Genomic DNA, 23,746 nt, shown 5'->3' with positions numbered 1-23,746 from the left:
TACGAAACTGAGAGTAACATAAGTCGCCGTGACCGATGCCGTTCGCTCCGTTTCCCTCGATGACCTGGCCACGCCCCGATTCAGCGCCGAGGGTCAGCAGATCCTCGACATGATGACCGCGATGGCCCCGGAGTGCCCGCTGGACGCCGACGCCGTGCACGCCAAGGCCAGCGAGGACACCGGGCTGCACGATTTCGGGCCCGACGACTACCGGGAACGCCTCGACGTCTACCTCGCCGCGCTGCGCGAGATCGACGGGCTGCACGGCGCCGGTGCGGTCAACTTCTATGGGCAACTGCTGCAGATCCTCAAGAACCGGCTGTTGTTGGCCGACCTGCTGAGGCGCCATCCCGAGATCAACGACATCGAACTGATCTCGCCCGTGGTGATCGCCGGGCTGCCCCGCACCGGCACCACGCACCTGCACAACCTGCTGGCGGCGCCACCCACCTTCCGCACCATGCCGTACTGGGAAAGCAACGAGCCGTTTCCGATGCCGAATGAGGTTGGCGTGCAACCGGATCCGCGGCGGACCCGGATGGACGTCGCGGTCGGGGTGATCAACATGGTGATGCCCCATTTCGCGCTCATGCACGAAATGACCACCGACCACGTCCACGAGGAGATCCAGCTGCTGGCCAACGACGTGTCCACGATGCTGCTGGAGACGCTCGCCGATGTGCCGCGCTGGCGTGAGTACTACCAGTCCCACGACCAGACGCCGCACTACGAATACCTGGCCACCCAGCTGCGGGCGATGCAGTTTCTGCGCGGGGGGCGGCGCTGGTTGCTCAAGTCGCCCCAGCACCTCGAACAGGTGCCGGTGCTGGATCGGGTGTTCCCCGACAGCATCGTCGTGTTCACCCACCGCGATCCCGTGCCGGTGGCGCTGTCGATGATCGCGATGATCACCTATTCCGCGCGCATGCACCGCTCGCCGGTGCCGGTGGAGCAGATCGCCAACTCCTGGATCGACCGCCTCGATCAGATGCTCAGCGCCCTGGTGCGCGACCGCGACACCATCGGCCCGGACCGCTCGGTCGACATCCGGTTCGACGAATTCATGGCCGACGAAGCCGGCGTCGCCGAGCGGGTCTACGCGCTGGCCGGCGAGCCGTTCACCGAGGAGGCGCGCGACGCGATCACCGGCTACCTGGCGGGCCACCGGCGCGGGCGGCTGGGCAACGTCGAAACGTCCTTCGAGATGTTCGGGCTGAACGAGGACAACCTGCGGGAGCGCTTCGCGCCGTACGTCGAGCGGTTTCTGGCCTAAGCCTTTTCGAGCCGCTACGTTCTCAACTCATGGTCACTATGCCCGCGCTGCGCGGTGTCGAACACAGGTACGTCGATCTCGGAGACGGCGTGACGATCCATGTCGCGGACGCGGGCCCGGCGAGCGGGCCGGTGGTGATGCTGGTGCACGGCTTTCCGCAGAACTGGTGGGAGTGGCGCGAGCTGATCGGGCCGCTGGCCGCCGACGGCTACCGGGTGTTGTGTCCGGACCTGCGCGGCTCGGGCTGGAGTTCGGCGCCGCGCTCCAGTTACCGCAAGGACGAGATGGCCGACGATCTGGCCGGGGTGCTGGATCGGTTGGGCGTCGCGACGGTCAAGCTGGTGGCCCACGACTGGGGCGGGCCGGCCGCCTTCATCATGATGCTGCGCCACCCGGAAAGGGTGACCGGCTTTTTCGGGGTGAACACCTCGGCGCCGTTCGTGAAGCGCTCCCCGGCGACGCTGCGCAATGTCTGGCGGTTCTGGTACCAGATCCCAATCTCGTTGCCGATCATCGGCCCGCGGGTGATCAGCGCGCCGAACTCCCGGTTTCTGCGCCTGCTGGGGTCATGGGTCGGCGGTGGCTACACGCTGCCGGAGGAGGACGTGCGGCTCTACGTCGAGTGCATGCAACAACCCGGCCACGCCGAGGCGGGCTCGCGGTGGTATCGGTCGTTTCAGACCAGGGAGATGCTGAGCTGGCTGCGCGGCGAGTACGACAACGCCCGCGTCGACGTCCCCGTTCGCTGGCTGACGGGCACCGAGGATCCGGTGATCACGGCGGACCTGACCGAGGGATACGCCGACCACATCAAGGATTTCGAGGTCGAACTGGTCGAAGGGGTCGGCCATTGGATCGTCGACCAGCGGCCCGACCTGGTGCTGGATCGGGTCCGCGCCTTCCTCGCCGAAAAGTAAGGCGGGTGAGGGCTTTTCGGCGCGCCTAGTCGACGCCGATGGTGACTTCGGTCGACTTGATGAACACGGTCGCCGGCTGCCCCACCTTGAGCCCGAGGTCGGTCGCGGCGTCCTTGGTGACCGACGACGTGACGACCTGATCGCCCCCGTCGAGCGTCACCTTCACCACGGCCATCACGGTGCCGAGTTCGACCTCGGTGATCTTTCCCCGGAGCTGGTTTCGAGTCGAGAGCCGCATCGCAGAATCCTCCACGTCAGAACGGGTGGGGTCTGCGGTGAGCCTAGCCCCGCTCGGCCGGGCCCGGAATGGCTTGCGACACCTCGCGTTACGCGGCCGGACGAGCTCAATGCCGCGGGCCGAGCAGGGCTACGGACGCATCCACGGCCGGTTCCACGATTTCTCGGACCGGTTTTCCGTCTTCGACCGCAAGTGCGGTCAGCTCCCGCAGGCCCCCCAGCAGGATCACGGCCAGCGGCGCGGTCAACGGCGGCAGCTTCGCGCGGCGGAATCCGGGACTGGCGCTGAGGTCGATGAGCAGGCTGGTCAACAGCTGCAACCCGCGGCGCTGGACCGGGCGGGCGGCCGCACCCAGCGACGGCAATTCACGAATCCAGCTCAACGTGATGGCCGGGCGGGCCTCGATGTATCCGACATAGGCCTCGACCGCCTGCCGGATCTGCACGTGCCAATCGGCGTCGGGATCGACCGACGCCGCGATCTTCGCGCCCAGCTTCTCGATGTCGACGGCCAAGAGCTCGAGGAAGCACTCTTCCTTGCCCGCGAAGTGGTCGTAGAAGGTGCGCTTGGACGTGCGCGCGTGACGGACGACATCGGCGACGGTGCTGGCGCGGAAGCCGCGTTCGGCGATCGACGTGGCCAAGCCGTCGAGCAGCCGGAGTCGGAATGGATCGACGTCGCCGAGAGCGGGGTCGCCAACCGTTGCTGTCATTGCTGAAGTCACGGTCGGCGCCCCCTTTCGGTGCGAAACGCATCTTGTCAGCTCTGGTACTGCAGAGTACCGTACTTCGAAAGGTCTGTGGTACATCGCGGTACCAAATCCGGACCAGCAGATGTGGGGAGCAATGACGCCATGAGTGAAGTAGCCACCGTCCCACCGGCAACGGTCCACTTGCCCCCTGCGGTCCGAAGCCCGAAGCTGTTGCAGGGCATCGGCTTTGCCGTGTCGCGACGGATGATGATGCGACGCCTGTCACGCCGCTACGGCAACGTCTTCACGCTGCGGCTGCCGATGTGGGGGCGCGTCATCATGGTCAGTGATCCACAGCTGGCCAAGCAGATCTTCACCACCAGCCCAGACGAACTCGGCAACATCCAGCCCAATCTGAGCAGGCTGTTCGGTCCCGGCTCGGTATTCGGACTCGAGGGCGACGACCATCGCCGCCGGCGGCGGCTGTTGGCGCCGCCGTTTCACGGCAAGAGCATGAAAAATTACGAGAGCATCATCGAGGAAGAGACGCTGCGCGAGATGGCCGGCTGGCCGGAGGGCAGGTCATTCGCGACGTTGCCGCCGATGATGCGGATCACGCTGAACGCCATCCTGCGCGCGGTGTTCGGCGCCGAGGGGGCCGAACTCGACGAGCTGCGCCGGCTCATCCCGCCGTGGGTCACCCTGGGCTCACGCCTTGCGGCGCTGCCGAAGCCGAAGCGCTATCCACGGTTCGGCCCCTGGGGCAGGTTGGACAAGTGGCGGCGCCAATACGACATCGTCATCGAGAAGCTGATCGCCGCGGAGCGGGCCGACCCGGATTTCGCCGAGCGGACCGACGTGCTGGCGCTGCTATTACGCAGCACCTATGACGACGGTTCCGCGATGTCGCACAAGGACATTGGCGACGAGCTCCTGGCCCTGCTGGCCGCCGGGCACGAGACCACCGCGTCAACGCTGGCATGGGCGTTCGAGCGGATCAGCCGGCACCCCGAGCTATTGGCGAGGCTGGTCGAGGAGGCCGACGGGGCCGGTGAAGGCGGCAACGAGCTGCGCCAAGCGACGATCCTCGAGGTTCAACGGGCCAGGACCGTCATCGACTTCGCCGGTCGCCACGTGTACCCCGATGCCTACCAGCTCGGCGAATGGGCGATCCCGCGCGGCCATTCGATCATCGTCGGTATCGCGCAGATACACGACAACCCCGATGTGTTCCCCGATCCTCGGCGGTTCGACCCGCAACGCTTCATCGACACGAAGCCGTCGGCGCTGTCGTGGATTCCGTTCGGCGGCGGGACCCGCCGCTGCGTAGGGGCGGCGTTTGCCAATATGGAAATGGATGTCGTGCTACGGACGGTGTTGCGCCACTTGACAATTGAGACAACCGACGCGCCCGGTGAGCGGTGGCATTGCCGCGGAGTGGCGTTCACCCCGAAGGACGGCGGCCGGATTACGGTGCGCCGGCGCTGATCCGCCTATTGGCTGGCTGACGCACGCCGCGGCAGCTTCCAGCCCGGGCGGATGAAGTGGCAGGTGTATCCGTTCGGATAGTGCTGCAGGTAGTCCTGGTGTTCGGGCTCGGCTTCCCAGAAGTCGCCGGCGGGGCTGACCTCGGTCACCACCTTGCCCGGCCACAGGCCGGACGCCTCGACGTCGGCGATGGTGTCCAGCGCGATCCGCTTCTGCTCCTCGTCCAGGTAGAAGATCGCCGACCGGTAACTCATCCCCAGGTCGTTGCCCTGGCGGTTCTTCGTTGTCGGGTCGTGGATCTGGAAGAAGAACTCCAGCATCGTCCGGTAATCGGTCTCCGCTGGGTCGTAGAAGATCTCGATGGCTTCGGCGTGGGTGCCGTGGTTGCGATAGGTCGCGTTGGGGACGTCACCGCCGGTGTAGCCGACCCGCGTCGAGACGACTCCGGGCTGCTTGCGGATGAGTTCCTGCATTCCCCAGAAGCACCCGCCGGCGAGGATCGCTTTTTGGGTATCGGTCATGTCATTGCCTCGCTTCGCTCGCACCGCATGGTCGCAATCTCGCTTCCGATTATCCTGATCTCTTTCCGAGGGTCACGCGGCCGAGGTCAAGCTCTCGACAAACTGCGGTAGAACGTGTTCTAGTTTTGGGCGTGAGCACGCCGAAGTTCTCCCGGAGCGAACTGGCCGCCGCGTTCCAGCAATTCGAAGCGACCGTCGATGCGGCGGCGCGGTCGCACGACTGGGACGCGTGGGTCCAGCACTACACACCCGACGTCTTGTACATCGAACACGCGGCGGGCACCATGCATGGCCGCGACGAAGTCCGCGAGTGGATCAGCAGGACGATGGGCAGCTTCCCGGGCAGCCACATGGTCGCGTTCCCGTCGCTGTGGTCGGTGATCGACGAGCCCACGGGGCGCATCATCATGGAGCTCAACAACCCGATGCGCGATCCCGGCGACGGCACCGTAATCGGCGCGACCAACATCTCGATCATCACCTACGCCGGCGATGGCCTGTGGCGTCAGCAGGAAGACATCTACAACCCGCTGCGCTTCGTGCAGGCCACGTTGAAGTGGTGTCGCAAGGCGCAGGAACTCGGCACCCTCGACGAGGACGCCGCCCGGTTCATGGACCAGTACGGAGGGGCCCAGTGACCGGTAGGCCCAAACTCGTCATCGGCGCCAACGGCTTTCTCGGTTCGCACGTCACGCGCCAGCTGGTCGCCAAGGGTCATGAAGTGCGGGCCATGGTGCGCGAGAACGCCAACACCCGGTCCATCGACGACCTCGAACTCACCCGGTTTCACGGTGACGTGTTCGACACCGCCGTGCTGCAGCAGGCCATGGACGGGGTCGACGACGTCTACTACTGCGTCGTCGACACCCGCGCCTGGCTGCGCGACACCTCGCCGCTGTTTCGCACCAACGTTGAGGGGCTGCGCAACGTTCTCGACGTGGCCGTCGCGCAACCCGGCCTGCGCCGGTTCGTCTTCACCAGCACCTACGCGACGGTCGGCCGGCGGCGCGGGCACGTGGCGACCGAGGACGACGTCGTCGCCACCCGCGGGTTGTCGGACTACGTCCAGTCCCGGGTCCAGGCCGAGAACCTGGTGATGCGCTACGTGGCCGAATCCGGGCTGCCCGCGGTGGCGATGTGCGTGTCGACGACCTACGGCAGCGGCGACTGGGGCCGCACCCCGCACGGCGCGTTCATCGCCGGCGCCGTCTTCGGCAAGCTGCCCTTCACCATGGACGGCATCCAATTGGAAGTCGTCGGCGTCACCGACGCCGCCCAGGCCATGCTGTTGGCCGCCGAGCGCGGCCGCATCGGGCAGCGTTACCTGATCTCCGAGCGAATGATCGCGCTGACCGAGGTGGTGCGGATCGCGGCCGACGAGGCCGGCGTGCCGCCGCCGCGACGTTCCATCTCCGTTCCGGTGCTGTACGCCCTCGGCGCGCTGGGCAGCCTGCGGGCCCGGCTCACCGGCAAGGACGCCGAGCTCAGCCTCGCATCGGTGCGCATGATGCGCGCCGAGGCGCCCGTCGACCACAGCAAGGCCGTCCGCGAATTGGGCTGGCAGCCACGCCCGGTCGAGGAATCCATCCGCGAGGCGGCCCGATTCTGGGCAGCCATGCGAAATGCCAAGGGTAAGAGCGCGACTCCCCGCTGAACACCACGCCGACCGCTGTTCAGGACGCGGCGCGGCGCTGGGCGTGGGACTAGCCTCGAGCGGGTGAGTACCGAGCGAGTGTCCGTCGATCTCACCGGGGCTCCCCAGACCATGCTGGCGACGTTCTACGCCAAGGCGCTGGACGCCGACTTCGACAAGCCGATCCTGGGTGATCGGTACGCGAAGGAGATCGTCGATCGCATCGACTACGACTGGAAGAAGACGACCATCACCGCCCGGCGGGCGCCGTCGGTCACTACCCGTTCGGCCCACTTCGACGAGTGGGCGCGCAAATTCCTTGCGGCGCACCCGCGCTCGGTCGTCCTGCACGTGGGCTGCGGACTGGACAGCCGGTTCTTCCGCGTGCAGCCGGGTCCGGACGTGCAGTGGTACGACGTCGACTACCCCGAGGTCGCGGCGCTGCGCGCCCAGCTCTACCCGAGCCGCGATCACTATCGCGTGATCGCCGCCTCGGTCACCGACCCGTCGTGGCTGAGCGAAATCCCCACCGACCGACCCACGCTGATGATCGGGGAGGGGCTGACCATGTACCTGACCGAGCAGGACGGCACCGCGTTGCTGCGCCGGGTGGTCGATCGGTTCGGCTCGGGTGAGCTGCAGTTCGACGTGTTCAACTGGCTCGGGATCAAGTCGCAATGGCTCAACACCGTGGTGCGACGGTCGGGATCCACGCTGCGGTGGGCGATCAACGGGCCCGACGACATCATCGCGGCCGTACCGGCGGTGCGGCTGCTGGCCTGCGAGCGCTGGTTCGAGTCGGACACCTTCGCACGATTGCCACGCTCATCCCGACTCCTGGGAAGGGTGATGTCGCTGATCCCCGCCGCCGCGAACATGTCCCAGTACCATCGCTACGCATTCGGCCCGCCGGACGGGAAGGGTTGACGGCGGCCGGGCGTTGCAAGCCCCATAGGCGTCTGTAGGAGGTATCGATCATGGCCCACCGGCAAGTCCTCGAGCCCAGCGCGGGGCACCCGATCACCATCGAACCCACGAAGGGCCGGGTGCAGGTCCGCGTCAACGGCGAGCTGGTGGCCGACACCACCGCCGCGCTGGAACTACGCGAAGCGACAATCCCTGCGGTGCAATACATTCCGGTCGCCGACGTGGTCCAGGAGCGGCTCACCCGCACCGACACCAGCACGTACTGCCCGTTCAAGGGCGACGCCAGCTACTACAGCGTGACCACCGCGGCCGGGGACACCGTCGACGACGTGATCTGGACCTACGAGCAGCCCTATCCCGCGGTCGCCGCGATCGCCGGGCATGTCGCGTTCTACCCCGACAAGGCCGACATCAGCGTCTCGCCTCAGTAGGGAACCCAACCCGGAAGCGCGGACGCCACCGCCCGGGTGTCGCTGTAGACGCGCATCGAGACGATCAGCCCGTCGCGGGTGTCGAAGATGCACACGAACGGGCTGTCGTAGGCGGCGCCGTCGGCCGTCGTGCCGGCGGCGTGCGCCTCCACCACCACGGTCTCTCCCTCGTTGACGCAGCGCACCAAGTCGATGACCAGCTCGACGTCTTGCTTGCGCCGCTCGATCGCGCGCCGGAAGGTGTCCTTGTCGCACGGCGTACGCGTGTACAGCGTCCAATACGTGAAGTCGTCGCTGAGCAGCGCGAAGCCCTCGTCCAGATCGCCGCCGTCGCTGGTGCTCTGCAGGAACATCCAGGCCAGTTCGCCCTGAGGGTCATCGAACGGCGTCATCACACCGCAATACTGACTGGGGACGGAGTTCACGGTCAATCGAGCAGTCGGGGAGTCATCAGGTGAAGAGCACGCGCACGGTCGTGTTCCCCGGCGCCGCCAGCTTCGGGCACACGCTGTCGCCGCTTCGCCGTGGCCCCGCGGATCCGTGCTTCCGGGCGCCCGGGGACGGCTCGATCTGGCGGACCAGCCTGCTGGCCACCGGCCCCGTCACGGCCCGCATCACCCGGGCGGCCCCCAACGCCGCGCACTGTGTGGCGTGGGGCAGCGGCGCGCCGGAGTTCGTCGAAATGCTGCCCGCCCTGCTGGGTCTCGAGGACGACGCGTCGGACTTCGTGCCGCGGCATCCGACGGTCGCCGCCGCGCACCGACGGGTTCCGCACCTGCGGCTGGGCCGCACCGGGCTGGTGCTGGAGGCGCTGATCCCGGCGATCATCGAGCAGCGGGTGCCCGGCGCCGACGCGTTTCGCTCCTGGCGTGTGCTGGTGACCAAGTACGGGACACCCGCGCCGGGGCCGGCGCCGGAGGGGATGCGGGTGCTGCCGTCGGCGCAGCAGTGGCGAACGATCCCGTCATGGGAGTTTCATCGCGCCAACGTCGACCCGAGGCGGGCGCAAACCGTGGTGACCTGCGCGCGGCGGGCCGCCTCGCTGGAGCGGTTGACGTCTCGGCCGGCGGCGCAGGCGCGCGAGGCGTTGATGTCGCTGCCGGGGGTGGGGGAATGGACCGCCGCCGAGACCGCGCAACGGGCCTTCGGCGACGCCGACGCCGTGTCGGTGGGCGACTACCACATCCCGAAGATGATCGGCTGGACACTGCTGGGTGAGCCCGTCGACGACGCGGGAATGCTCGACTTGCTGGAGCCGATGCGGCCGCACCGCCAGCGCGTGGTCCGGCTGCTCGAAGCCAGCGGATTGGCATACGAGCCGCGCCGGGGGCCGCGGCTGCCGGTGCAGCAAATCCACTCGCTGTGATCCGCCGCGTTTTTCGGCGTCGCCATCGGGTACCCAACACGGCAAGTAACTGTGTGAGAACCCCATGGAAGGAAGCTAGGAAACACGCGATGACTCAGTTCACAATTCCGGGATTGACCGACAAGCAGGCGGCACGGCTCACCGAACTGCTGCAAAAGCAACTGAGCACCTACAACGATCTTCACCTGACGCTCAAGCACATTCACTGGAACGTGGTGGGTCCGAACTTCATCGGGGTGCACGAGATGATCGACCCGCAGGTGGATGCGGTGCGCGCGTTCGCCGACGATGTCGCCGAACGCATTGCCGCCCTGGGTTCTTCGCCGCAGGGCACGCCGGGTGCCATCATCAAGGACCGCTCGTGGGACGACTATTCGGTTGGCCGCGACACCGTCCAGGCCCACCTGGCCGCGCTGGACCTCGTCTACAACGGCGTGATCGAAGACATTCGCCAATACATCGACGAGACAGATGAACTCGACCAGGTGACCCAGGACATGCTGATCGGCCAGGCGGGGCAGCTGGAGAAGTTCCAGTGGTTCGTCCGGGCGCACCTGGAAAGCGCCGGCGGCCAGCTGGCGCACGCGGGCAAGAGCACCGAAAAGTCCGCCGCCAAGAGCGCGCGCAGCAAATCCTGACGCTTCCGTTCGGATAAATCGCGCGTGGGCGCGGCGCCGACCGCCTCGGGAATAAATGGACCGCAGTCCGGTTATACCGGGTATCCACGATACGAGGAGGTCAGATGCCTGCAGTTACGGCCAACACGCTGACATTGCCGCGGGTCCGTGCGCCCGGTCCCGCCGACACCGAGCGGCCGGTGCGATCGATCACCACCGGTCCGCGCGGGTATGAGGGCGAGGGGTTCCCGGTCGTCCGGGCCTTCGCCGGGGTCGGCAGCGCCGCCCTGGATCCCTTCGTGCACATGGACCAGCTGGGCGAGGTCAACTACCAGCCGGGCGAACCCAGGGGCACCGACTGGCATCCCCACCGCGGCTTCGAAACCGTGACCTACATGCTCGACGGGAAATTCGCCCACCAGGACTCCCACGGGGGCGGCGGCCTGATCACCGACGGGGCGACGCAGTGGATGACCGCCGGTTCGGGCATCCTGCACATCGAGACGCCGCCGGCCGAACTCGTCGACAGCGGGGGCCTCTTTCACGGCGTCCAGCTGTGGGTGAACCTGCCGAAGAAAGACAAGTTCGCGCCGCCGCGCTACCAGGCGATCGAGGGTGTTGACGCCGCGTTGCTCGCGTCCGACGACGGCGGAGCCCTGATCCGCATCATCGCCGGCGAGATCGACGGCCACCGCGGCCCCGGCGTCACGCACACGCCGATCACGCTCGCGCACGCGACCGTCGAGAACGGGGCCCGGCTCAACATCCCGTGGCGGCGCGACTTCAACGCGCTCGTGTACGTGTTGTCGGGCAGCGGCTACGTCGGCCCGGTCGCCCACCCGATCCACCAGGGGCAGCTGGCGGTCCTGGGGCCCGGCGACCGGATCACCGTGGGCGCGCAGCGAGTCCGGGATTCGGCCGACGCAACCGCAATTGATGTGCTGGTTCTGGGCGGACGGCCCATTCGCGAGCCGGTATTCCACTACGGGCCTTTCGTGATGAACACCCGCGCGGAATTGATCGAGGCGCTCGAGGACTACCAGGCCGGAAAATTTGGCACTATTCCGCCAAATGCGCTAATGCCTCACCATGGCGGTGGCACACTCTAGCAATGCTTCCACGGGGGAATCGCAGGCCGGGCCGTCCGCCGGCAGCGAAGGCGGACGAGACGCGGCAGCGAATCATCCAAGCTGCTCGTTTGGTGTTCAGCGAACGCGGCTACGACGGCGCGACGTTCCAGGCCATCGCGGCGCGCGCCGACCTCACCCGCCCGGCGATCAACCATTACTTTTCGAGCAAGCGGGCGTTGTATCGGGAAGTACTTAACGAAACGAACGAATTCGTCATCGGGGCCGGCATCAAAAAGGCCGAACGTGAGACCACGCTGGTGGCACAGTTGACCGCATTCATCTCCGAAGCGACCAGAGCCAATTGGAAGAACCCGGCCGGGTCCGCGTTTCTAATCAGCGGTGTGCTCGAATCGCAGCGGCATCCGGATTTGACGGGAACCGATAACGATTCAGTACGAATCAGTCGAGAATTCCTGCTGCGCGTCATCAATGACGCGATCGAGCGTGGTGAAATCGTCGCCGATGTCGAGGCGAAGGTGCTGGCCGAGGCCCTGCTCGTGCTGGTGTGCGGGGTGGGGGTGTACGCGGGCTACGTCGAGAGCCCGGACACCCTGCTCGCGCTCACCGGGGTGATGCGCCGACTGCTGGAAGGCGCGTTCCAGAGGCGCGAGGACTAACGCGCTTCGAGGCGCAGTGAAGTTGCGCACAAAGCGTATAGGCTAACTAACTTATCCCGGTACCATGGTCGGGATATGACTGATCTGGATGCCTCGATGCCGCCCTCGGTGCGGTCTGCCGGCGACAGCTGGTCCATCACCGAACTCGTCGGCGCCACCGCCCTGGGCGTCGCCGCGTCGCGCGCGGCGGAGACCGCCGGGCCCGATCCACTGATTCGTGACGAGTTCGCCCGCCTGCTGGTGTCGTCGGCCGGGCCGGCGTGGGCGCGGCTGGCAGACCCGGAGCTGTCCTGGCTCGACGACGATCAGCACGGGCGGCGCGCGCATCGAACCGGCATCGACTACCAGGCCGTGCGCACCCACTTCTTCGACGAGTACTTCGACGGCGCGGTGCGTTCCGGAATCCGGCAGGCGGTGATCCTGGCCGCCGGGCTGGACTCGAGGGCCTACCGGCTGAACTGGCCCACCGGCACCACGGTCTACGAGATCGACCAGCCCAAGGTGCTGGAGTACAAAACCGGAATCCTGCGGCAGCACGGCGCCGTGCCCACCGCCATCCGCCATCCCGTCGCGGTGGATCTGCGTGACGACTGGCCCGCGGCCCTGACCGCCGCCGGATTCGACCGCACGCAACCGACCGCCTGGCTGGCCGAGGGGCTGCTGCCGTACCTGCCCAGCGACGCCCAGGACCGGCTGTTCGAGATGTTCACCGCGCTCAGCGCGCCCGGCAGCCAGGTCGCGATCGAGGTGTTCGGCATCAACTCGCGGAGCAACTCGCAGCGCTGGTTGCGGATGCGTGAGCGGCTCGGCCTCGACGTCAACGTCCAGGCGCTGACCTACCACGAACCGGACCGCTCGGATGCGGCCGCGTGGCTGACCGACCACGGCTGGCACGTGCACGCCGTGGACAACCGCGACGAGATGGCCCGACTCGGCCGCGCGGTACCCGACGACCTTTCCGACGAGGCGGTGCGCAGCACGTTGCTGCGGGCGCGTCTCGGCGGGACCACCTCCTGACCTTCGCCTGCCCAAGACCCAAGGAGTTAATGCATGAGCTCACTGCGCACCCACGACGACACCTGGGACATCAAGAGCAGCGTCGGCACCACCGCGGTCATGGTGGCCGCCGCCCGGGCCATCGAGACCGAGCAGCCCGACGCGCTGATCCGCGACCCCTACGCCCGGCTGCTCGTCAACAACGCCGGTGCCGAGGTCCTGTGGGAAGCCATGCTCGACCCGGAAGTCGTGGCCAAGATCGAAGCCATCGATGAAGAATCCGCCGCCCGGATCCAGCACATGCGCGGCTACCAGGCCGTGCGGACCCACTTCTTCGACGAGTACTTCGCCGACGCCACTAAAGCCTCTGGCACCGGGATCCGGCAGGTGGTGATCCTCGCGTCCGGGCTGGACTCGCGGGCGTACCGCCTCGACTGGCCGGCCGGCACCACGGTCTACGAGATCGACCAGCCCCAGGTGCTGGACTACAAAACCACCACGCTGGCCGAAAGCGGCGCTACGCCGTCCGCCGATCGCCGCGAGGTGGCGATCGACCTGCGGGAGGACTGGCCGGCCGCGCTGCGCGCCGCGGGTTTCGACCCGTCGCGGCCGACCGCCTGGCTGGCCGAGGGATTGCTGATGTACCTGCCCGCCGAGGCGCAGGACAAGTTGTTCACGCAGATCGGCGAGCTCAGTCCGGCGGGCAGCCGGGTCTCCGCCGAAACCGCACCGATGCACGCCGAGGAGCGGCGCCAGCAGATGCGGGAACGGTTCAAGAAGGTGGCCGACGAGCTCGGCCTGGAGGAGACCGTCGACGTCGGCGAGCTGATGTACCGCGACGAGCACCGCGCGAACCTCGCCGACTGGCTCAACGCCCACGGCTGGCGCGCGACGGCGCAGAACTCGATCGACGAGATGCACCGCCTGAACCGCGGGGTGCAAAGCCCCGAGCTCGACGACGACAAGGACGCCTTCTCCGACTTCGTGATCGCCGAGCGCCTGTAACGACCCGCGCCGTTCGCGGCCGTGGTTACCCGGATTTCGCCAGGTCATCGGGGACAATGATGACTCATTATGGGCGGCGGCGCAGCGCAGCGATCACCCCGCTGGGTGGTGTTGAAGGGCCGGCTCGTCGCCGGCATCGCTTCGGCGTTCGTCATGGCCATCACCGGCATCGGCTGGACGGGCTACCACACCGCCCTGGGCAGGATCATCATCTCCCATGCGCTGCCGAATGGGGCGGCCTCGCTCGGCGACAACCAGAACATCCTGCTGATGGGCCTGGACAGCCGGCTCGACCAGAACGGCCGGCCGCTGCCGCAGGAGATCTACGACGCGCTGCACGCCGGCGACGAAACCTCGGGCGGTTACAACGCCAATGTCCTTATCGTGGTGCACATTTCGGACCGTGACGGGCCGGTGACCGCGGTGTCGATTCCCCGCGACGACTACGCCGAGCTGCCGGGCTGCCCGGGCTCGGTCTGCACGGGCAAGATCAAGCAGGCCTACGGGCTGGCCTATCAGCAGTCGTTGAACGCGCAGGCCGCCGGGAACACGGGCGCGGGGTCGACCGATCTGGCCGCCCGCGAGCAGACCGCCCGCGAGGCCGGCCGCAAGGCCGAAATCGGCGCCGTCAGCGACTTCCTGGGCATCTCGGTCGACCACTTCGTCGAGGTCACGCTGGGCGCCTTCTACCAGATCGCCAAGGCCGTGGAGCCAATCACGGTGTGCCTCAACGGCGATACGCGTGACAGCTATTCGGGTGCGGACTTCCACCAGGGCGTGCAGCGCATCGATGCGGCGGAGGCCATGGCCTTCGTGCGGCAGCGGCGCGACGAAAACGACGGCTCGTTCACCGATTTCGACCGGACGCGGCGCCAGCAGGCCTTCCTGGTGTCGTTGGTCGAGGCGGCCCGCAGCGGGGGCGCGTTGTCCAGCGTGAGCGGGCTGCGCAAAATGCTCGAGGTCGCCCGGGACAACGTCGCCGTCGACGCCGGGCTCGACCTCGTGCAGTTCGCCTCGCGGGCCTCGCGGCTGAGCGGGCGGCCGCTGTCCCTGTACACCCTGCCGATCTCCGGCTTCGGCACGGACGCGAACGGCTCCGACATCAACCTCGTCGACCTTGCGGCCATCCGGCGCATCCTCAACGAGCGCTTCATGTCGGACGCGCCCGCCGCGCTCGACGCCGCGTCGCCGACCGGCCAGCCGCCGGCCGCGCTGGCCGAACCCGTCATCCTCGACGTCGTCAACGCCGCCTCACGCGACGGACTCGCCGCCGCCCTCGAGGAGGCCTTCGCCGGCCGCGGCTTCACCCGGGGCAGCGCCACGACCGCCGCCGCCCCGGCCGACGACAGCACGATCGAATACGGCCCCGGGGCCGACGCGGGCGCGCGGGTGCTCGCCGAGGAACTGCACGTGCCCGCGGCCGCGGAAAGCTCCGTGGCCGCAGGCACCGTCCGGCTGACCGTGGGAACGCGGTTTCCCGCGGCGGACTACCTCTCCCATTCCGGGGCGCATCCCGGCGCGGCCGGCGACGCGCCGGCGTCCGGGCAGGTGAGTGCCGTCGCCGCCACCGGCAGCGGCGACCGCGCCCCGGCGCCGACCGACCTCAGCCAGATGACGGCCTCGAGCGTGCCCTGCGTCAAGTAACCCGCGCGCCCGATCCATTCTACTGCTCTCCCAACCGGATGGTTAGTATCGCGGTTATCACCGATGAGCGGCCGCCACGCGGCGGGACTCTGCTCGGGAAGGACAACGATGACCACCGAATCGGTTGCATCGCAGACATCACCATCCAAGACGCTCTCCAAGGACTCCACGAACGGGACCGCCACGGCCGACATCCCCGCCACGGTCGCCCGGCTCCGCCAGACCTTCGCCACCGGACGCACCCGCGACATCGACTGGCGCAAGACGCAGTTGCTGCAATTGGTGAAGCTGATGGAGGAGAACGAGGCGGCGCTGGCCGACGCGCTCGCCGAAGACCTGGATCGCAGCCCCTTTGAGGCCTACATCGCCGACATCGCCACCACCGCCGGCGAGGCCAAGTACGCGGCCAAGCGGGTGCGCAAGTGGACGCGGCGCAAGTATCAACTGCTGGAACTGCCGCAGCTGCCCGGCCGCGGCTGGGTGGAATACGAGCCCTACGGCACCGTGCTGATCATCGGCGCCTGGAACTACCCCTTCTACCTCACGCTGGGTCCCGCCGTCGGAGCGATCGCCGCCGGGAACACCGTGATCCTCAAGCCGTCCGAGATCGCGGCCGCGTCCTCGCGCGTGATGGCCGAGCTGGTGCCCAAGTACCTCGACAACGACGCCATCGCCGTGATCGAGGGTGACGGCGCCACGAGCCAGGAGCTCATCGCCCAGGGCCTGGACCGGGTGATGTTCACCGGCGGCACCGAGATCGGCCGCAAGGTCTACGAGGGCGCGGCGCCGCACCTGACCCCCTGCACCCTCGAACTCGGTGGCAAGAGCCCGGTGATCGTCGCGGCCGACGCCGACGTGGACGTGGCGGCCAAGCGGATCGCCTGGATGAAGCTGCTCAACGCCGGACAGACCTGCGTCGCACCGGATTACGTGTTGGCCGACGCCACGATTCGCGACGAACTGGTGAACAAGATCGGCGCCGCCATCACGAAGTTCACCGCCGACAAGCCGGACGGCATGCGGGTGATCAACCAGCGGCAGTTCGACCGGATCAGCGGCTACCTTTCCGGATCCGACGGCACGGTCACCGTCGGCGGGGCCTGCGACGCGTCGAAGTTGCGCATCCAGCCCGCCGTGGTGGTCGACCCCGACCCGGACGGTCCGCTGATGCAGAACGAGATCTTCGGCCCGGTGCTACCCGTGATCACCGTCCAAAACCTGGACGAGGCAATACGTTTCGTGAACTCACGACCCAAGCCGCTGTCGGCGTACCTGTTCACCAAACGGCGCGAGACCCGCGAGCGGGTGATCAAGGAGGTGCCGGCCGGCGGCATGCTGGTCAACCACGTCGCCTTCCAGGTGTCGACGGCCAAGCTGCCCTTCGGTGGGGTCGGCGCATCGGGCATGGGCGCCTACCACGGCAAGTGGGGCTTCGACGAGTTCAGCCACCGCAAGGCGGTGTTGACCAAGCCCACCCGCCCCGACCTGTCGAGCTTCATCTACCCTCCATACACCGAGCGGGCCTTCAAGATGGCCCGCCGGATGTTCTGACCCGGCGTTCGCCGAACCAGTTGCCAGACAGAGTTTTTCACAGCAGAGAGGAACCTTATGCCCGGAGTGCAGGATCGCGTCGTCATCGTCACCGGAGCCGGTGGGGGACTGGGCCGTGAGTACGCCCTGACCCTCGCCAAGGAGGGCGCCAGCGTCGTGGTCAACGATCTCGGCGGCGCCCGCGACGGCACCGGCGCCGGCCACAACATGGCCGACGAGGTGGTCAAGGAGATCAAGGACGCCGGCGGCCGGGCGGTCGCCAACTACGACAGCGTCGCCGAATCCGAGGGCGCCGAGAACATGGTCAAGACCGCGCTCGACGAATTCGGCAAGGTCGACGGCGTGGTCAGCAACGCGGGCATTCTGCGCGACGGCACGTTCCACAAGATGTCCTTCGAAAACTGGGACGCCGTGCTCAAGGTGCACCTCTACGGCGGGTACAACATCATCCGCGCCGCGTGGCCGCACTTCCGCGAGCAGAGCTTCGGCCGGGTCGTCGTCGCCACCTCCACCAGCGGGCTGTTCGGAAACTTCGGCCAGGCCAACTACGGCGCGGCGAAGCTCGGGCTGGTCGGCCTGATCAACACGCTGGCCCAGGAGGGCGCCAAGTACAACATCAAGACCAACGCGGTCGCGCCGATCGCCGCCACCCGGATGACGCAGGACATCCTGCCGCCGGAGGTCTTCGAGAAGCTCACCCCGGAGTACGTCGCCCCGGTGGTGGCCTACCTGATGACCGAGGAGCTGACTGACACCGACTCGGTGTTCATCGTTGGCGGCGGCAAGGTCCAGCGCACCGCGCTGTTCCAGAACGACGGCATCACCTTCGACAGCGTGCCGTCGGTCGAGGACATCGCCGCCAAGTGGGGCCAGATCACCGACCTGTCCGCCGCCCAGCAGGCCAGCTTCAAGCTGGGCTGAGTCCGGCGTCCCCGAGTGGTCGGCGGGTCAGGCGAGCAGCGCTTCGCGCAGGCGCTCCACGTCTGACTCGCTGACGCTCGCGGCGCGCAAATAGGCGTCCAGCGACCCGAATTCCTCGTCGATGGTTTGGCGCGCGGCGGCCAGGTAGACCTCCCGGACCCCGAGCACGCCGTCGGACAGCCGGGCTTCGGTCCAGGTCACCACCTCCGGGGTCAGCTCGGTGTCCTGGCGCTGCGCGATCATCGCCGAGATCTGCGCCCGCAGCGCGGGCGCCGCGTCGTTGCTCCGCAGGAAGTCGGCCAGGATGGTGTCGCGGTCGATGCCGATCGCCTCGAGCACCGTCGCCACCACGAAGCCGGTGCGGTCCTTGCCGGCGAAGCAGTGCGTCAGCACCGAATGCCCGGCGGCCAGCAGCGTGATGACGCGGTGCAGCGCCCGCTGCGCGCCGTTGCGCGTGGGGAATTGCCGGTATTCGTCAATCATGTAGCGGGTGGCGGCGTCGTTGATCGACTGCTCCGATTCCTCGGCGCCCTCGCCGGTGAGCAGCCGCTGGAAGGCGTGTTCGTGCGGCGCCGCATCGTCGGTCCCGGCGTCCTGCTCGCCGAGATCGGGGAAGGGCAACAGGTGCACCTCGACGCCGTCGGGAACCAGCCCCGGCCCGCGCCGGGCGACCTCGCGGGCCGCCCGCAGGTCGGCGACGTCGGTGATGCCCAGCCGGCTCAGCGTCGCGCGGCCGTCGTCGTCGAGCCCGCTCAGTTCGCCGGAGCGGAACAGCCGCCCGGGGCGCAGCGCGGACGCCCCGTCGGCGACGTCACGAAAGTTCCACGCGCCCGACAGTTCTCGCAGCGCCTCAGTCATGCGCGGTGACCGCCGCGGCGAGCGCCGACTTCTCCCGGCCGAGCTCGGCGCGCGCGATGGTCCGCATGTGCACCTCGTCCGGGCCGTCGAAGATCCGCATGGCGCGGTGCCAGCCGTACAGGCGGGCCAGCACGGTGTCGTCGCTGACACCGGCCGCCCCGTGCACCTGGATGGCGCGGTCGATGACATCGCAGGCCACCTGCGGCGCCACCGCCTTGATCTGCGAGACCAGCAGATGCGCGGCCTTGTTGCCGTGCTGGTCGATGGTCCACGCCGCCTTCTCGCACAGCAGCCGTGCCTGATCGATTTCGTTGCGGGACTTCGCAATTGACTCCCGAACCACGCCCTGCTCGGCGAGCGGGCGGCCGAACGCCACACGCTTTTGGGCCCGATCGGACATCAGGGCCAGGGCGCGCTCGGCGCCGCCGAGCGCACGCATGCAGTGGTGGATGCGGCCCGGTCCCAGCCGGGCCTGGGCGATCGCGAAGCCGCCGCCCTCTTCGCCGAGCAGATTGGTGACGGGCACACGCACGTTGTCGTAAGTGATCTCGCAGTGGCCGTGCTGGTCCTGCCAGCCGAAGACCGGGGTGGAGCGCACCACCGTCACGCCCGGCGTGTCCATCGGCACCAGCACCATCGACTGCTGCTGGTGGCTGGCCGCTTCGGGGTTGGTGCGGCCCATGACGATCAGGATCTTGCAGCGCGGGTCGGCCGCGCCCGACGTCCACCACTTGCGGCCGTTGATCACGTAGTCGCCGCCGTCGCGCACGATCGAGGTCTCGATGTTGCGGGCGTCGCTGCTGGCGACCGCTGGCTCGGTCATGGAAAAGGCGCTGCGGATCTCGCCGGCCAGCAACGGCTCGAGCCACCGCTTGCGCTGTTCCTCGGTGGCGAACAGGTGCAGCGTCTCCATGTTGCCGGTGTCGGGCGCTGCGCAGTTGAGCGCCTCGGGGGCGATCTCCAGGCTCCAGCCGGTGATCTCGGCCAGCGGCGCGTATTCGAGGTTGGTCAGGCCCGACTCGGCCGGCAGGAACAGGTTCCACAGGCCCTGTTGCTTGGCCTTGATCTTGAGTTCCTCGACGACGGGCGGAACGGTGTGGTCGCCCGGGCCGGCTTCGTGACGGTACTTGTCGTAGTCGGCCTCGGCCGGGAACACATACTCGGTCATGAAATCGGTCAGCCGCTTGTGGTAGTCGCTGGCCTTGGCCGACATCGCGAAGTCCATGCCCGTCACGATAGGTCACGTGCTATTGGACAGCGCGAGCAGACGCAAAATCGCATGCTGCAGTGCGGATTAGTGCGATTCTGTGGCTGCTCGCGCAGGATAGGGTCGTGCAGGATAGGGCCGTGACCGAATCCCGTCCCCCGTTCCCGCCGTTCACGCGGGAGACCGCGATCGCGAAGGTGCAGGCGGCCGAGGATGCCTGGAACACCCGCGACCCGCAGGGCGTCAGCCTGGCCTACACGGTCGATTCGCGGTGGCGAAACCGCGGCGAACACATCGTGGGTCGCGACGAGATCGTCGCGTTCTTGACCCGCAAGTGGCAGCGCGAACTCGATTACGCGCTGCGCAAGGTCCTTTGGGACTTCCACGGCAACCGCATCGCGGTGCGCTTCCAATACGAATGCCACGACGACGCCGGCCAGTGGTATCGCAGCTACGGCAACGAGCTGTGGGAGTTCACCGAGACGGGACTGATGGCCCGCCGCGAAGCCAGCATCAACGACGTGGCGATCGACGAGTCGCAGCGGCGCTACTTCGGGCCCCGCCCGTCCTCCGAACGCGGCCACGACATCCCGCTCTGGTAGCCGTTGCGACGGGCGGGGCAACAACGACCCCTTGTGGCGTCACAACGGTGTGACCGCTACTGCATCGCGGTGGGACGGCGAACCATCGACCGGGAGTCGATCGCCCGCGGGCGGGGTATCCCGCGTCGGGTGGCCCAGAGCCGATCACCCATCCACGGTGAAACCTGGTTAAGGTAGCGAAGCGCGCGGCCGAGCCAGCGCCACGCCCATCGGCAGGAACAGTACGGACAGTACAGAAAAGTACGGGAAGTAGATGTACGCGCCATGACAAATGCGCAGACGACGGTAGGAGTGGTCTCCGAGTCCGGGGCCGACGAGCGGCGGGTCGCGCTGGTGCCCAAGGCGGTGGCGTCGCTGGTGGGCAGCGGCGTCGCGGTCGTCGTCGAGTCCGGCGCGGGCGAACGCGCGCTACTTCCCGACGCGCTCTACACCGAGGCCGGCGCCACCATCGGGGACGCGTGGGCCGCCGATGTCGTGGTCAAGGTCGCGCCGCCGACCGCGGACGAGGTCGGCAAGCTGCGCAGCGGGCAAACGCTGATCGGCTTCCTCGCGCCGCGCAACGCCGAGAACTCGATCGGGGCGCTGAAGGCGGCCGGTGTGCAGGCGTTCGCGCTGGAGGCCATCCCGCGGATCTCGCGGGCGCAGGCGATGGACGCGCTGTCGTCGCAGGGCAACGTGGCCGGCTACAAGGCCGTGCTGCTGGCGGCCTCGGAGTCGACCCGGTTCTTCCCGATGCTGACGACGGCGGCCGGGACGGTGAAGCCTGCCACCGTGCTGGTGCTCGGCGTCGGCGTGGCCGGGCTGCAGGCACTGGCGACGGCCAAGCGGCTCGGCGCGCGCACCACCGGCTACGACGTGCGGCCCGAGGTGGCCGACCAGGTGCGCTCGGTGGGCGCGCAATGGCTCGACATCGGGATCGACGCGGCCGGCGAGGGCGGATACGCCCGCGAGCTCACCGACGACGAGCGCGCGCAACAGCAGCAGGCCTTGGAGAAGGCCATCAGCGGTTTCGACGTCGTGATCACCACGGCGCTGGTCCCGGGCCGGCCGGCGCCGCGCCTGGTGACCGCCGCGGCCGTGGAGGCGATGAAGCCCGGCAGCGTCGTGGTGGACCTGGCCGGCGAGACCGGCGGCAACTGCGAGCTCACCGAACCCGGCAAGACGGTCGTCAAGCACGACGTCACGATCGCCTCGCCGCTGAACCTGCCGGCGACGATGCCCGAGCACGCCTCCGAGCTCTACAGCAAGAACATCACCGCGCTGCTGGACTTGCTGCTCACCGACGGAAAGCTGGCGCCGGACTTCGACGACGAGGTCATCGCGGACTCCTGTGTGACGCGGGACTGAGAGGACTACATGTACGACGAACTGTTGGCCAACGTGGCGATCCTGGTGCTGTCCGGGTTCGTCGGGTTCGCGGTCATCTCCAAGGTGCCCAACACGCTGCACACGCCGCTGATGTCGGGCACCAACGCCATTCACGGCATCGTGGTGCTGGGCGCGCTGGTGGTGTTCGGTTCGGTCGAGCACCCGTCGCTGGCGGTGCAGATCATCCTGTTCGTCGCCGTCGTGTTCGGCACCCTGAACGTCATCGGCGGGTTCATCGTCACCGACCGGATGCTGGGCATGTTCAAGGGCAAGAAGAAACCGGTACCCGCCGCGACTGAGGAGCCGGCCGCCAAATGAACTACGTGGTAATCGGCCTGTACATCATTTCTTTCGCCCTCTTCATCTACGGCCTGATGGGCCTGACCGGGCCCAAGACGGCGGTGCGGGGCAACCTGATCGCCGCGGTGGGTATGGCGATCGCGGTGGCGGCGACCCTGGTCAAGATCCGTCACACCGACCAATGGGTGCTGATCATCGCCGGTCTGGTGGTGGGCGTGGTGCTCGGTGTTCCGCCGGCGCGCTACACCAAGATGACGGCGATGCCGCAGCTGGTGGCGTTCTTCAACGGCGTCGGCGGTGGCACCGTCGCGCTGATCGCGCTCTCGGAATTCATTGAGACGACCGGGTTTTCGGCTTTCCAGCACGGTGAGTCGCCGACCGTGCACATCGTGGTGGCGTCGTTGTTCGCCGCGATCATCGGCTCGATCTCGTTCTGGGGATCGATCATCGCGTTCGGCAAGCTGCAGGAGATCATCTCGGGCTCACCGATCGGTTTCGGCCGCGCGCAGCAGCCCGTCAACCTGCTGCTGCTGGTCGCCGCGGTCGTCGCCGCGGTCGTGATCGGCGTGCACGCCCATCCCGGCACCGGCGGAGCATCGCTGTGGTGGATGATCGGGCTGCTCGCCGCGGCGGGCGTGCTCGGCCTGATGGTGGTGCTGCCCATCGGCGGTGCCGACATGCCGGTGGTCATCTCGCTGCTCAACGCGATGACGGGGCTGTCGGCCGCGGCCGCCGGTTTGGCGCTGAACAACACCGCGATGATCGTCGCGGGCATGATCGTCGGCGCCTCCGGCTCGATCCTGACCAACTTGATGGCCAAGGCCATGAACCGCTCGATCCCCGCGATCGTCGCCGGCGGCTTCGGCGGCGGCGGGGTGGCTCCCAGCGGCGACGGTGGGGGAGACAAGACCGTCAAGGCCACCTCGGCCGCGGACGCCGCGATCCAGATGGCCTACGCCAACCAGGTGATCGTGGTGCCCGGCTACGGCCTGGCCGTCGCGCAGGCGCAGCACGCGGTGAAGGACATGGCGGCCCTGCTGGAAGACAAGGGCGTGGAGGTCAAGTACGCCATCCACCCGGTCGCCGGCCGGATGCCCGGGCACATGAACGTGTTGCTGGCCGAGGCCGAGGTCGACTACGACGCCATGAAGGACATGGACGACATCAACGACGAGTTCGCGCGCACCGACGTCGCGATCGTCATCGGCGCCAACGACGTCACCAACCCGGCGGCCCGCAACGACGCGTCCAGCCCGATCTATGGCATGCCGATCCTCAACGTCGACAAGGCCAAGTCGGTGATCGTGCTGAAGCGGTCGATGAACTCCGGGTTCGCGGGCATCGACAACCCGCTGTTCTACGGCGAGGGCACCAGCATGCTGTTCGGCGACGCGAAGAAATCGGTGACCGAGGTCGCCGAGGAACTCAAGGCGCTGTAGCTCGGC

The 23,746-nt window shown here is 67.9% G+C and carries 26 protein-coding genes; 20 read left to right on the top strand and 6 right to left on the bottom strand.

Translation table 11 applies throughout. The annotated features are described in order from the left end of the window. Nucleotides 1–28: 28 nt before the first annotated feature. Nucleotides 29–1,273 (top strand): sulfotransferase family protein, encoded by a 1,245-nt coding sequence (locus tag AC0KTM_RS24025; protein WP_472416885.1) that lies wholly within the window; start codon nucleotides 29–31, stop codon nucleotides 1,271–1,273. Between the two features lie 29 nt (nucleotides 1,274–1,302). After that, nucleotides 1,303–2,190, top strand: a complete 888-nt coding sequence (locus tag AC0KTM_RS24020; protein WP_472416883.1) for an alpha/beta fold hydrolase — start codon at nucleotides 1,303–1,305, stop codon at nucleotides 2,188–2,190. A gap of 25 nt (nucleotides 2,191–2,215) precedes the next feature. Here the strand turns inward: AC0KTM_RS24020 and AC0KTM_RS24015 are convergent, their stop codons facing one another. Next, the gene (locus AC0KTM_RS24015; protein ID WP_225327248.1) at nucleotides 2,216–2,428 is read right to left on the bottom strand and encodes a TOBE domain-containing protein; all 213 of its coding nucleotides are present in this window, start codon (nucleotides 2,426–2,428) and stop codon (nucleotides 2,216–2,218) included. Nucleotides 2,429–2,534: 106 nt separating this feature from the next. Then, nucleotides 2,535–3,140, bottom strand: coding sequence for a TetR/AcrR family transcriptional regulator (locus tag AC0KTM_RS24010; protein ID WP_225327247.1), 606 nt, complete (start codon nucleotides 3,138–3,140; stop codon nucleotides 2,535–2,537). Nucleotides 3,141–3,281: 141 nt separating this feature from the next. Here AC0KTM_RS24010 and AC0KTM_RS24005 point away from each other — a divergent pair, with 141 nt between their 5' ends. After that, nucleotides 3,282–4,607, top strand: coding sequence for a cytochrome P450 (locus AC0KTM_RS24005; protein ID WP_472416881.1), 1,326 nt, complete (start codon nucleotides 3,282–3,284; stop codon nucleotides 4,605–4,607). A 5-nt stretch (nucleotides 4,608–4,612) separates the two neighbouring features. Here the strand turns inward: AC0KTM_RS24005 and msrA are convergent, their stop codons facing one another. Continuing rightward, nucleotides 4,613–5,128: a peptide-methionine (S)-S-oxide reductase MsrA gene (msrA, locus tag AC0KTM_RS24000; protein ID WP_225327245.1), complete on the bottom strand. Its 516-nt coding sequence runs from the start codon at nucleotides 5,126–5,128 to the stop codon at nucleotides 4,613–4,615. A gap of 131 nt (nucleotides 5,129–5,259) precedes the next feature. Between msrA and AC0KTM_RS23995 the strand changes: the two genes are divergently transcribed. The 4 genes from AC0KTM_RS23995 (at nucleotide 5,260) to AC0KTM_RS23980 (ending at nucleotide 8,119) form a co-directional block, all read left to right on the top strand. Then, nucleotides 5,260–5,766 (top strand): nuclear transport factor 2 family protein, encoded by a 507-nt coding sequence (locus AC0KTM_RS23995; RefSeq protein WP_472416879.1) that lies wholly within the window; start codon nucleotides 5,260–5,262, stop codon nucleotides 5,764–5,766. Next, nucleotides 5,763–6,782, top strand: coding sequence for an NAD-dependent epimerase/dehydratase family protein (locus AC0KTM_RS23990; RefSeq protein WP_225327243.1), 1,020 nt, complete (start codon nucleotides 5,763–5,765; stop codon nucleotides 6,780–6,782). The genes AC0KTM_RS23995 and AC0KTM_RS23990 overlap by 4 nt, the downstream gene beginning before the upstream one ends. Nucleotides 6,783–6,860: 78 nt before the next feature. Further along, complete coding sequence (locus AC0KTM_RS23985; RefSeq protein ID WP_472417549.1) at nucleotides 6,861–7,688, top strand: class I SAM-dependent methyltransferase; 828 nt, start codon at nucleotides 6,861–6,863, stop codon at nucleotides 7,686–7,688. Between the two features lie 50 nt (nucleotides 7,689–7,738). Then, a complete protein-coding gene (locus AC0KTM_RS23980; RefSeq protein ID WP_472416877.1) occupies nucleotides 7,739–8,119 on the top strand; it encodes a DUF427 domain-containing protein in 381 nt (126 codons plus the stop codon). Here AC0KTM_RS23980 and AC0KTM_RS23975 read toward each other — a convergent pair. Then, nucleotides 8,113–8,511 carry a nuclear transport factor 2 family protein gene (locus AC0KTM_RS23975; protein ID WP_472416875.1) on the bottom strand — a complete coding sequence of 133 codons (399 nt, stop codon included), beginning with the start codon at nucleotides 8,509–8,511 and terminating at the stop codon, nucleotides 8,113–8,115. The genes AC0KTM_RS23980 and AC0KTM_RS23975 overlap by 7 nt on opposite strands. A gap of 62 nt (nucleotides 8,512–8,573) precedes the next feature. On the opposite strand from AC0KTM_RS23975, the gene AC0KTM_RS23970 reads away from it, so the two are divergent. The 9 genes from AC0KTM_RS23970 (at nucleotide 8,574) to AC0KTM_RS23930 (ending at nucleotide 17,966) form a co-directional block, all read left to right on the top strand. Beyond that, nucleotides 8,574–9,485: a DNA-3-methyladenine glycosylase family protein gene (locus AC0KTM_RS23970; protein ID WP_472416873.1), complete on the top strand. Its 912-nt coding sequence runs from the start codon at nucleotides 8,574–8,576 to the stop codon at nucleotides 9,483–9,485. Nucleotides 9,486–9,574: 89 nt separating this feature from the next. Further along, nucleotides 9,575–10,123 carry a Dps family protein gene (locus AC0KTM_RS23965; protein WP_225327240.1) on the top strand — a complete coding sequence of 183 codons (549 nt, stop codon included), beginning with the start codon at nucleotides 9,575–9,577 and terminating at the stop codon, nucleotides 10,121–10,123. Nucleotides 10,124–10,227: 104 nt separating this feature from the next. Continuing rightward, nucleotides 10,228–11,211, top strand: a complete 984-nt coding sequence (locus tag AC0KTM_RS23960) for a pirin family protein (protein WP_472416871.1) — start codon at nucleotides 10,228–10,230, stop codon at nucleotides 11,209–11,211. Nucleotides 11,212–11,213: 2 nt separating this feature from the next. Then, nucleotides 11,214–11,849, top strand: a complete 636-nt coding sequence (locus AC0KTM_RS23955; RefSeq protein WP_225327238.1) for a TetR/AcrR family transcriptional regulator — start codon at nucleotides 11,214–11,216, stop codon at nucleotides 11,847–11,849. 75 nt (nucleotides 11,850–11,924) lie between these two features. Then, nucleotides 11,925–12,866, top strand: coding sequence for a class I SAM-dependent methyltransferase (locus tag AC0KTM_RS23950; RefSeq protein ID WP_472416869.1), 942 nt, complete (start codon nucleotides 11,925–11,927; stop codon nucleotides 12,864–12,866). A 33-nt stretch (nucleotides 12,867–12,899) separates the two neighbouring features. Beyond that, nucleotides 12,900–13,850, top strand: a complete 951-nt coding sequence (locus tag AC0KTM_RS23945; RefSeq protein WP_225327236.1) for a class I SAM-dependent methyltransferase — start codon at nucleotides 12,900–12,902, stop codon at nucleotides 13,848–13,850. A gap of 69 nt (nucleotides 13,851–13,919) precedes the next feature. After that, on the top strand, nucleotides 13,920–15,494 hold the full coding sequence (locus AC0KTM_RS23940; RefSeq protein ID WP_472416867.1) for an LCP family protein: 1,575 nt from the start codon (nucleotides 13,920–13,922) through the stop codon (nucleotides 15,492–15,494). A gap of 108 nt (nucleotides 15,495–15,602) precedes the next feature. Next, nucleotides 15,603–17,045: an aldehyde dehydrogenase family protein gene (locus tag AC0KTM_RS23935; protein ID WP_472416865.1), complete on the top strand. Its 1,443-nt coding sequence runs from the start codon at nucleotides 15,603–15,605 to the stop codon at nucleotides 17,043–17,045. A 57-nt stretch (nucleotides 17,046–17,102) separates the two neighbouring features. Beyond that, on the top strand, nucleotides 17,103–17,966 hold the full coding sequence (locus tag AC0KTM_RS23930) for an SDR family oxidoreductase (RefSeq protein WP_225327233.1): 864 nt from the start codon (nucleotides 17,103–17,105) through the stop codon (nucleotides 17,964–17,966). 27 nt (nucleotides 17,967–17,993) lie between these two features. Here the strand turns inward: AC0KTM_RS23930 and AC0KTM_RS23925 are convergent, their stop codons facing one another. Beyond that, on the bottom strand, nucleotides 17,994–18,824 hold the full coding sequence (locus tag AC0KTM_RS23925; protein ID WP_238957142.1) for a tyrosine-protein phosphatase: 831 nt from the start codon (nucleotides 18,822–18,824) through the stop codon (nucleotides 17,994–17,996). Then, complete coding sequence (locus tag AC0KTM_RS23920) at nucleotides 18,817–20,037, bottom strand: acyl-CoA dehydrogenase family protein (RefSeq protein ID WP_472417547.1); 1,221 nt, start codon at nucleotides 20,035–20,037, stop codon at nucleotides 18,817–18,819. The genes AC0KTM_RS23925 and AC0KTM_RS23920 overlap by 8 nt, the downstream gene beginning before the upstream one ends. 134 nt (nucleotides 20,038–20,171) lie before the next feature. On the opposite strand from AC0KTM_RS23920, the gene AC0KTM_RS23915 reads away from it, so the two are divergent. The 4 genes from AC0KTM_RS23915 (at nucleotide 20,172) to AC0KTM_RS23900 (ending at nucleotide 23,740) form a co-directional block, all read left to right on the top strand. After that, nucleotides 20,172–20,633, top strand: coding sequence for a nuclear transport factor 2 family protein (locus tag AC0KTM_RS23915; RefSeq protein ID WP_225327231.1), 462 nt, complete (start codon nucleotides 20,172–20,174; stop codon nucleotides 20,631–20,633). A gap of 264 nt (nucleotides 20,634–20,897) precedes the next feature. Further along, a complete protein-coding gene (locus tag AC0KTM_RS23910; RefSeq protein WP_238957141.1) occupies nucleotides 20,898–21,980 on the top strand; it encodes a Re/Si-specific NAD(P)(+) transhydrogenase subunit alpha in 1,083 nt (360 codons plus the stop codon). Between the two features lie 9 nt (nucleotides 21,981–21,989). Beyond that, nucleotides 21,990–22,319 (top strand): NAD(P) transhydrogenase subunit alpha part 2, encoded by a 330-nt coding sequence (locus AC0KTM_RS23905; protein ID WP_225327229.1) that lies wholly within the window; start codon nucleotides 21,990–21,992, stop codon nucleotides 22,317–22,319. Next, nucleotides 22,316–23,740, top strand: coding sequence for an NAD(P)(+) transhydrogenase (Re/Si-specific) subunit beta (locus tag AC0KTM_RS23900; protein ID WP_238957140.1), 1,425 nt, complete (start codon nucleotides 22,316–22,318; stop codon nucleotides 23,738–23,740). Before AC0KTM_RS23905 ends, AC0KTM_RS23900 begins: the two co-directional genes overlap by 4 nt. The last annotated feature ends 6 nt before the right edge of the window (nucleotides 23,741–23,746 follow it).

The sequence above is a fragment of the Mycobacterium sp. NTMscope_Eco_3 genome (genome assembly GCF_976985685.1).
The sequence above is the reverse complement of the archived record's forward strand: the minus strand, read 5'-3'. Positions and strand labels throughout refer to the sequence as shown.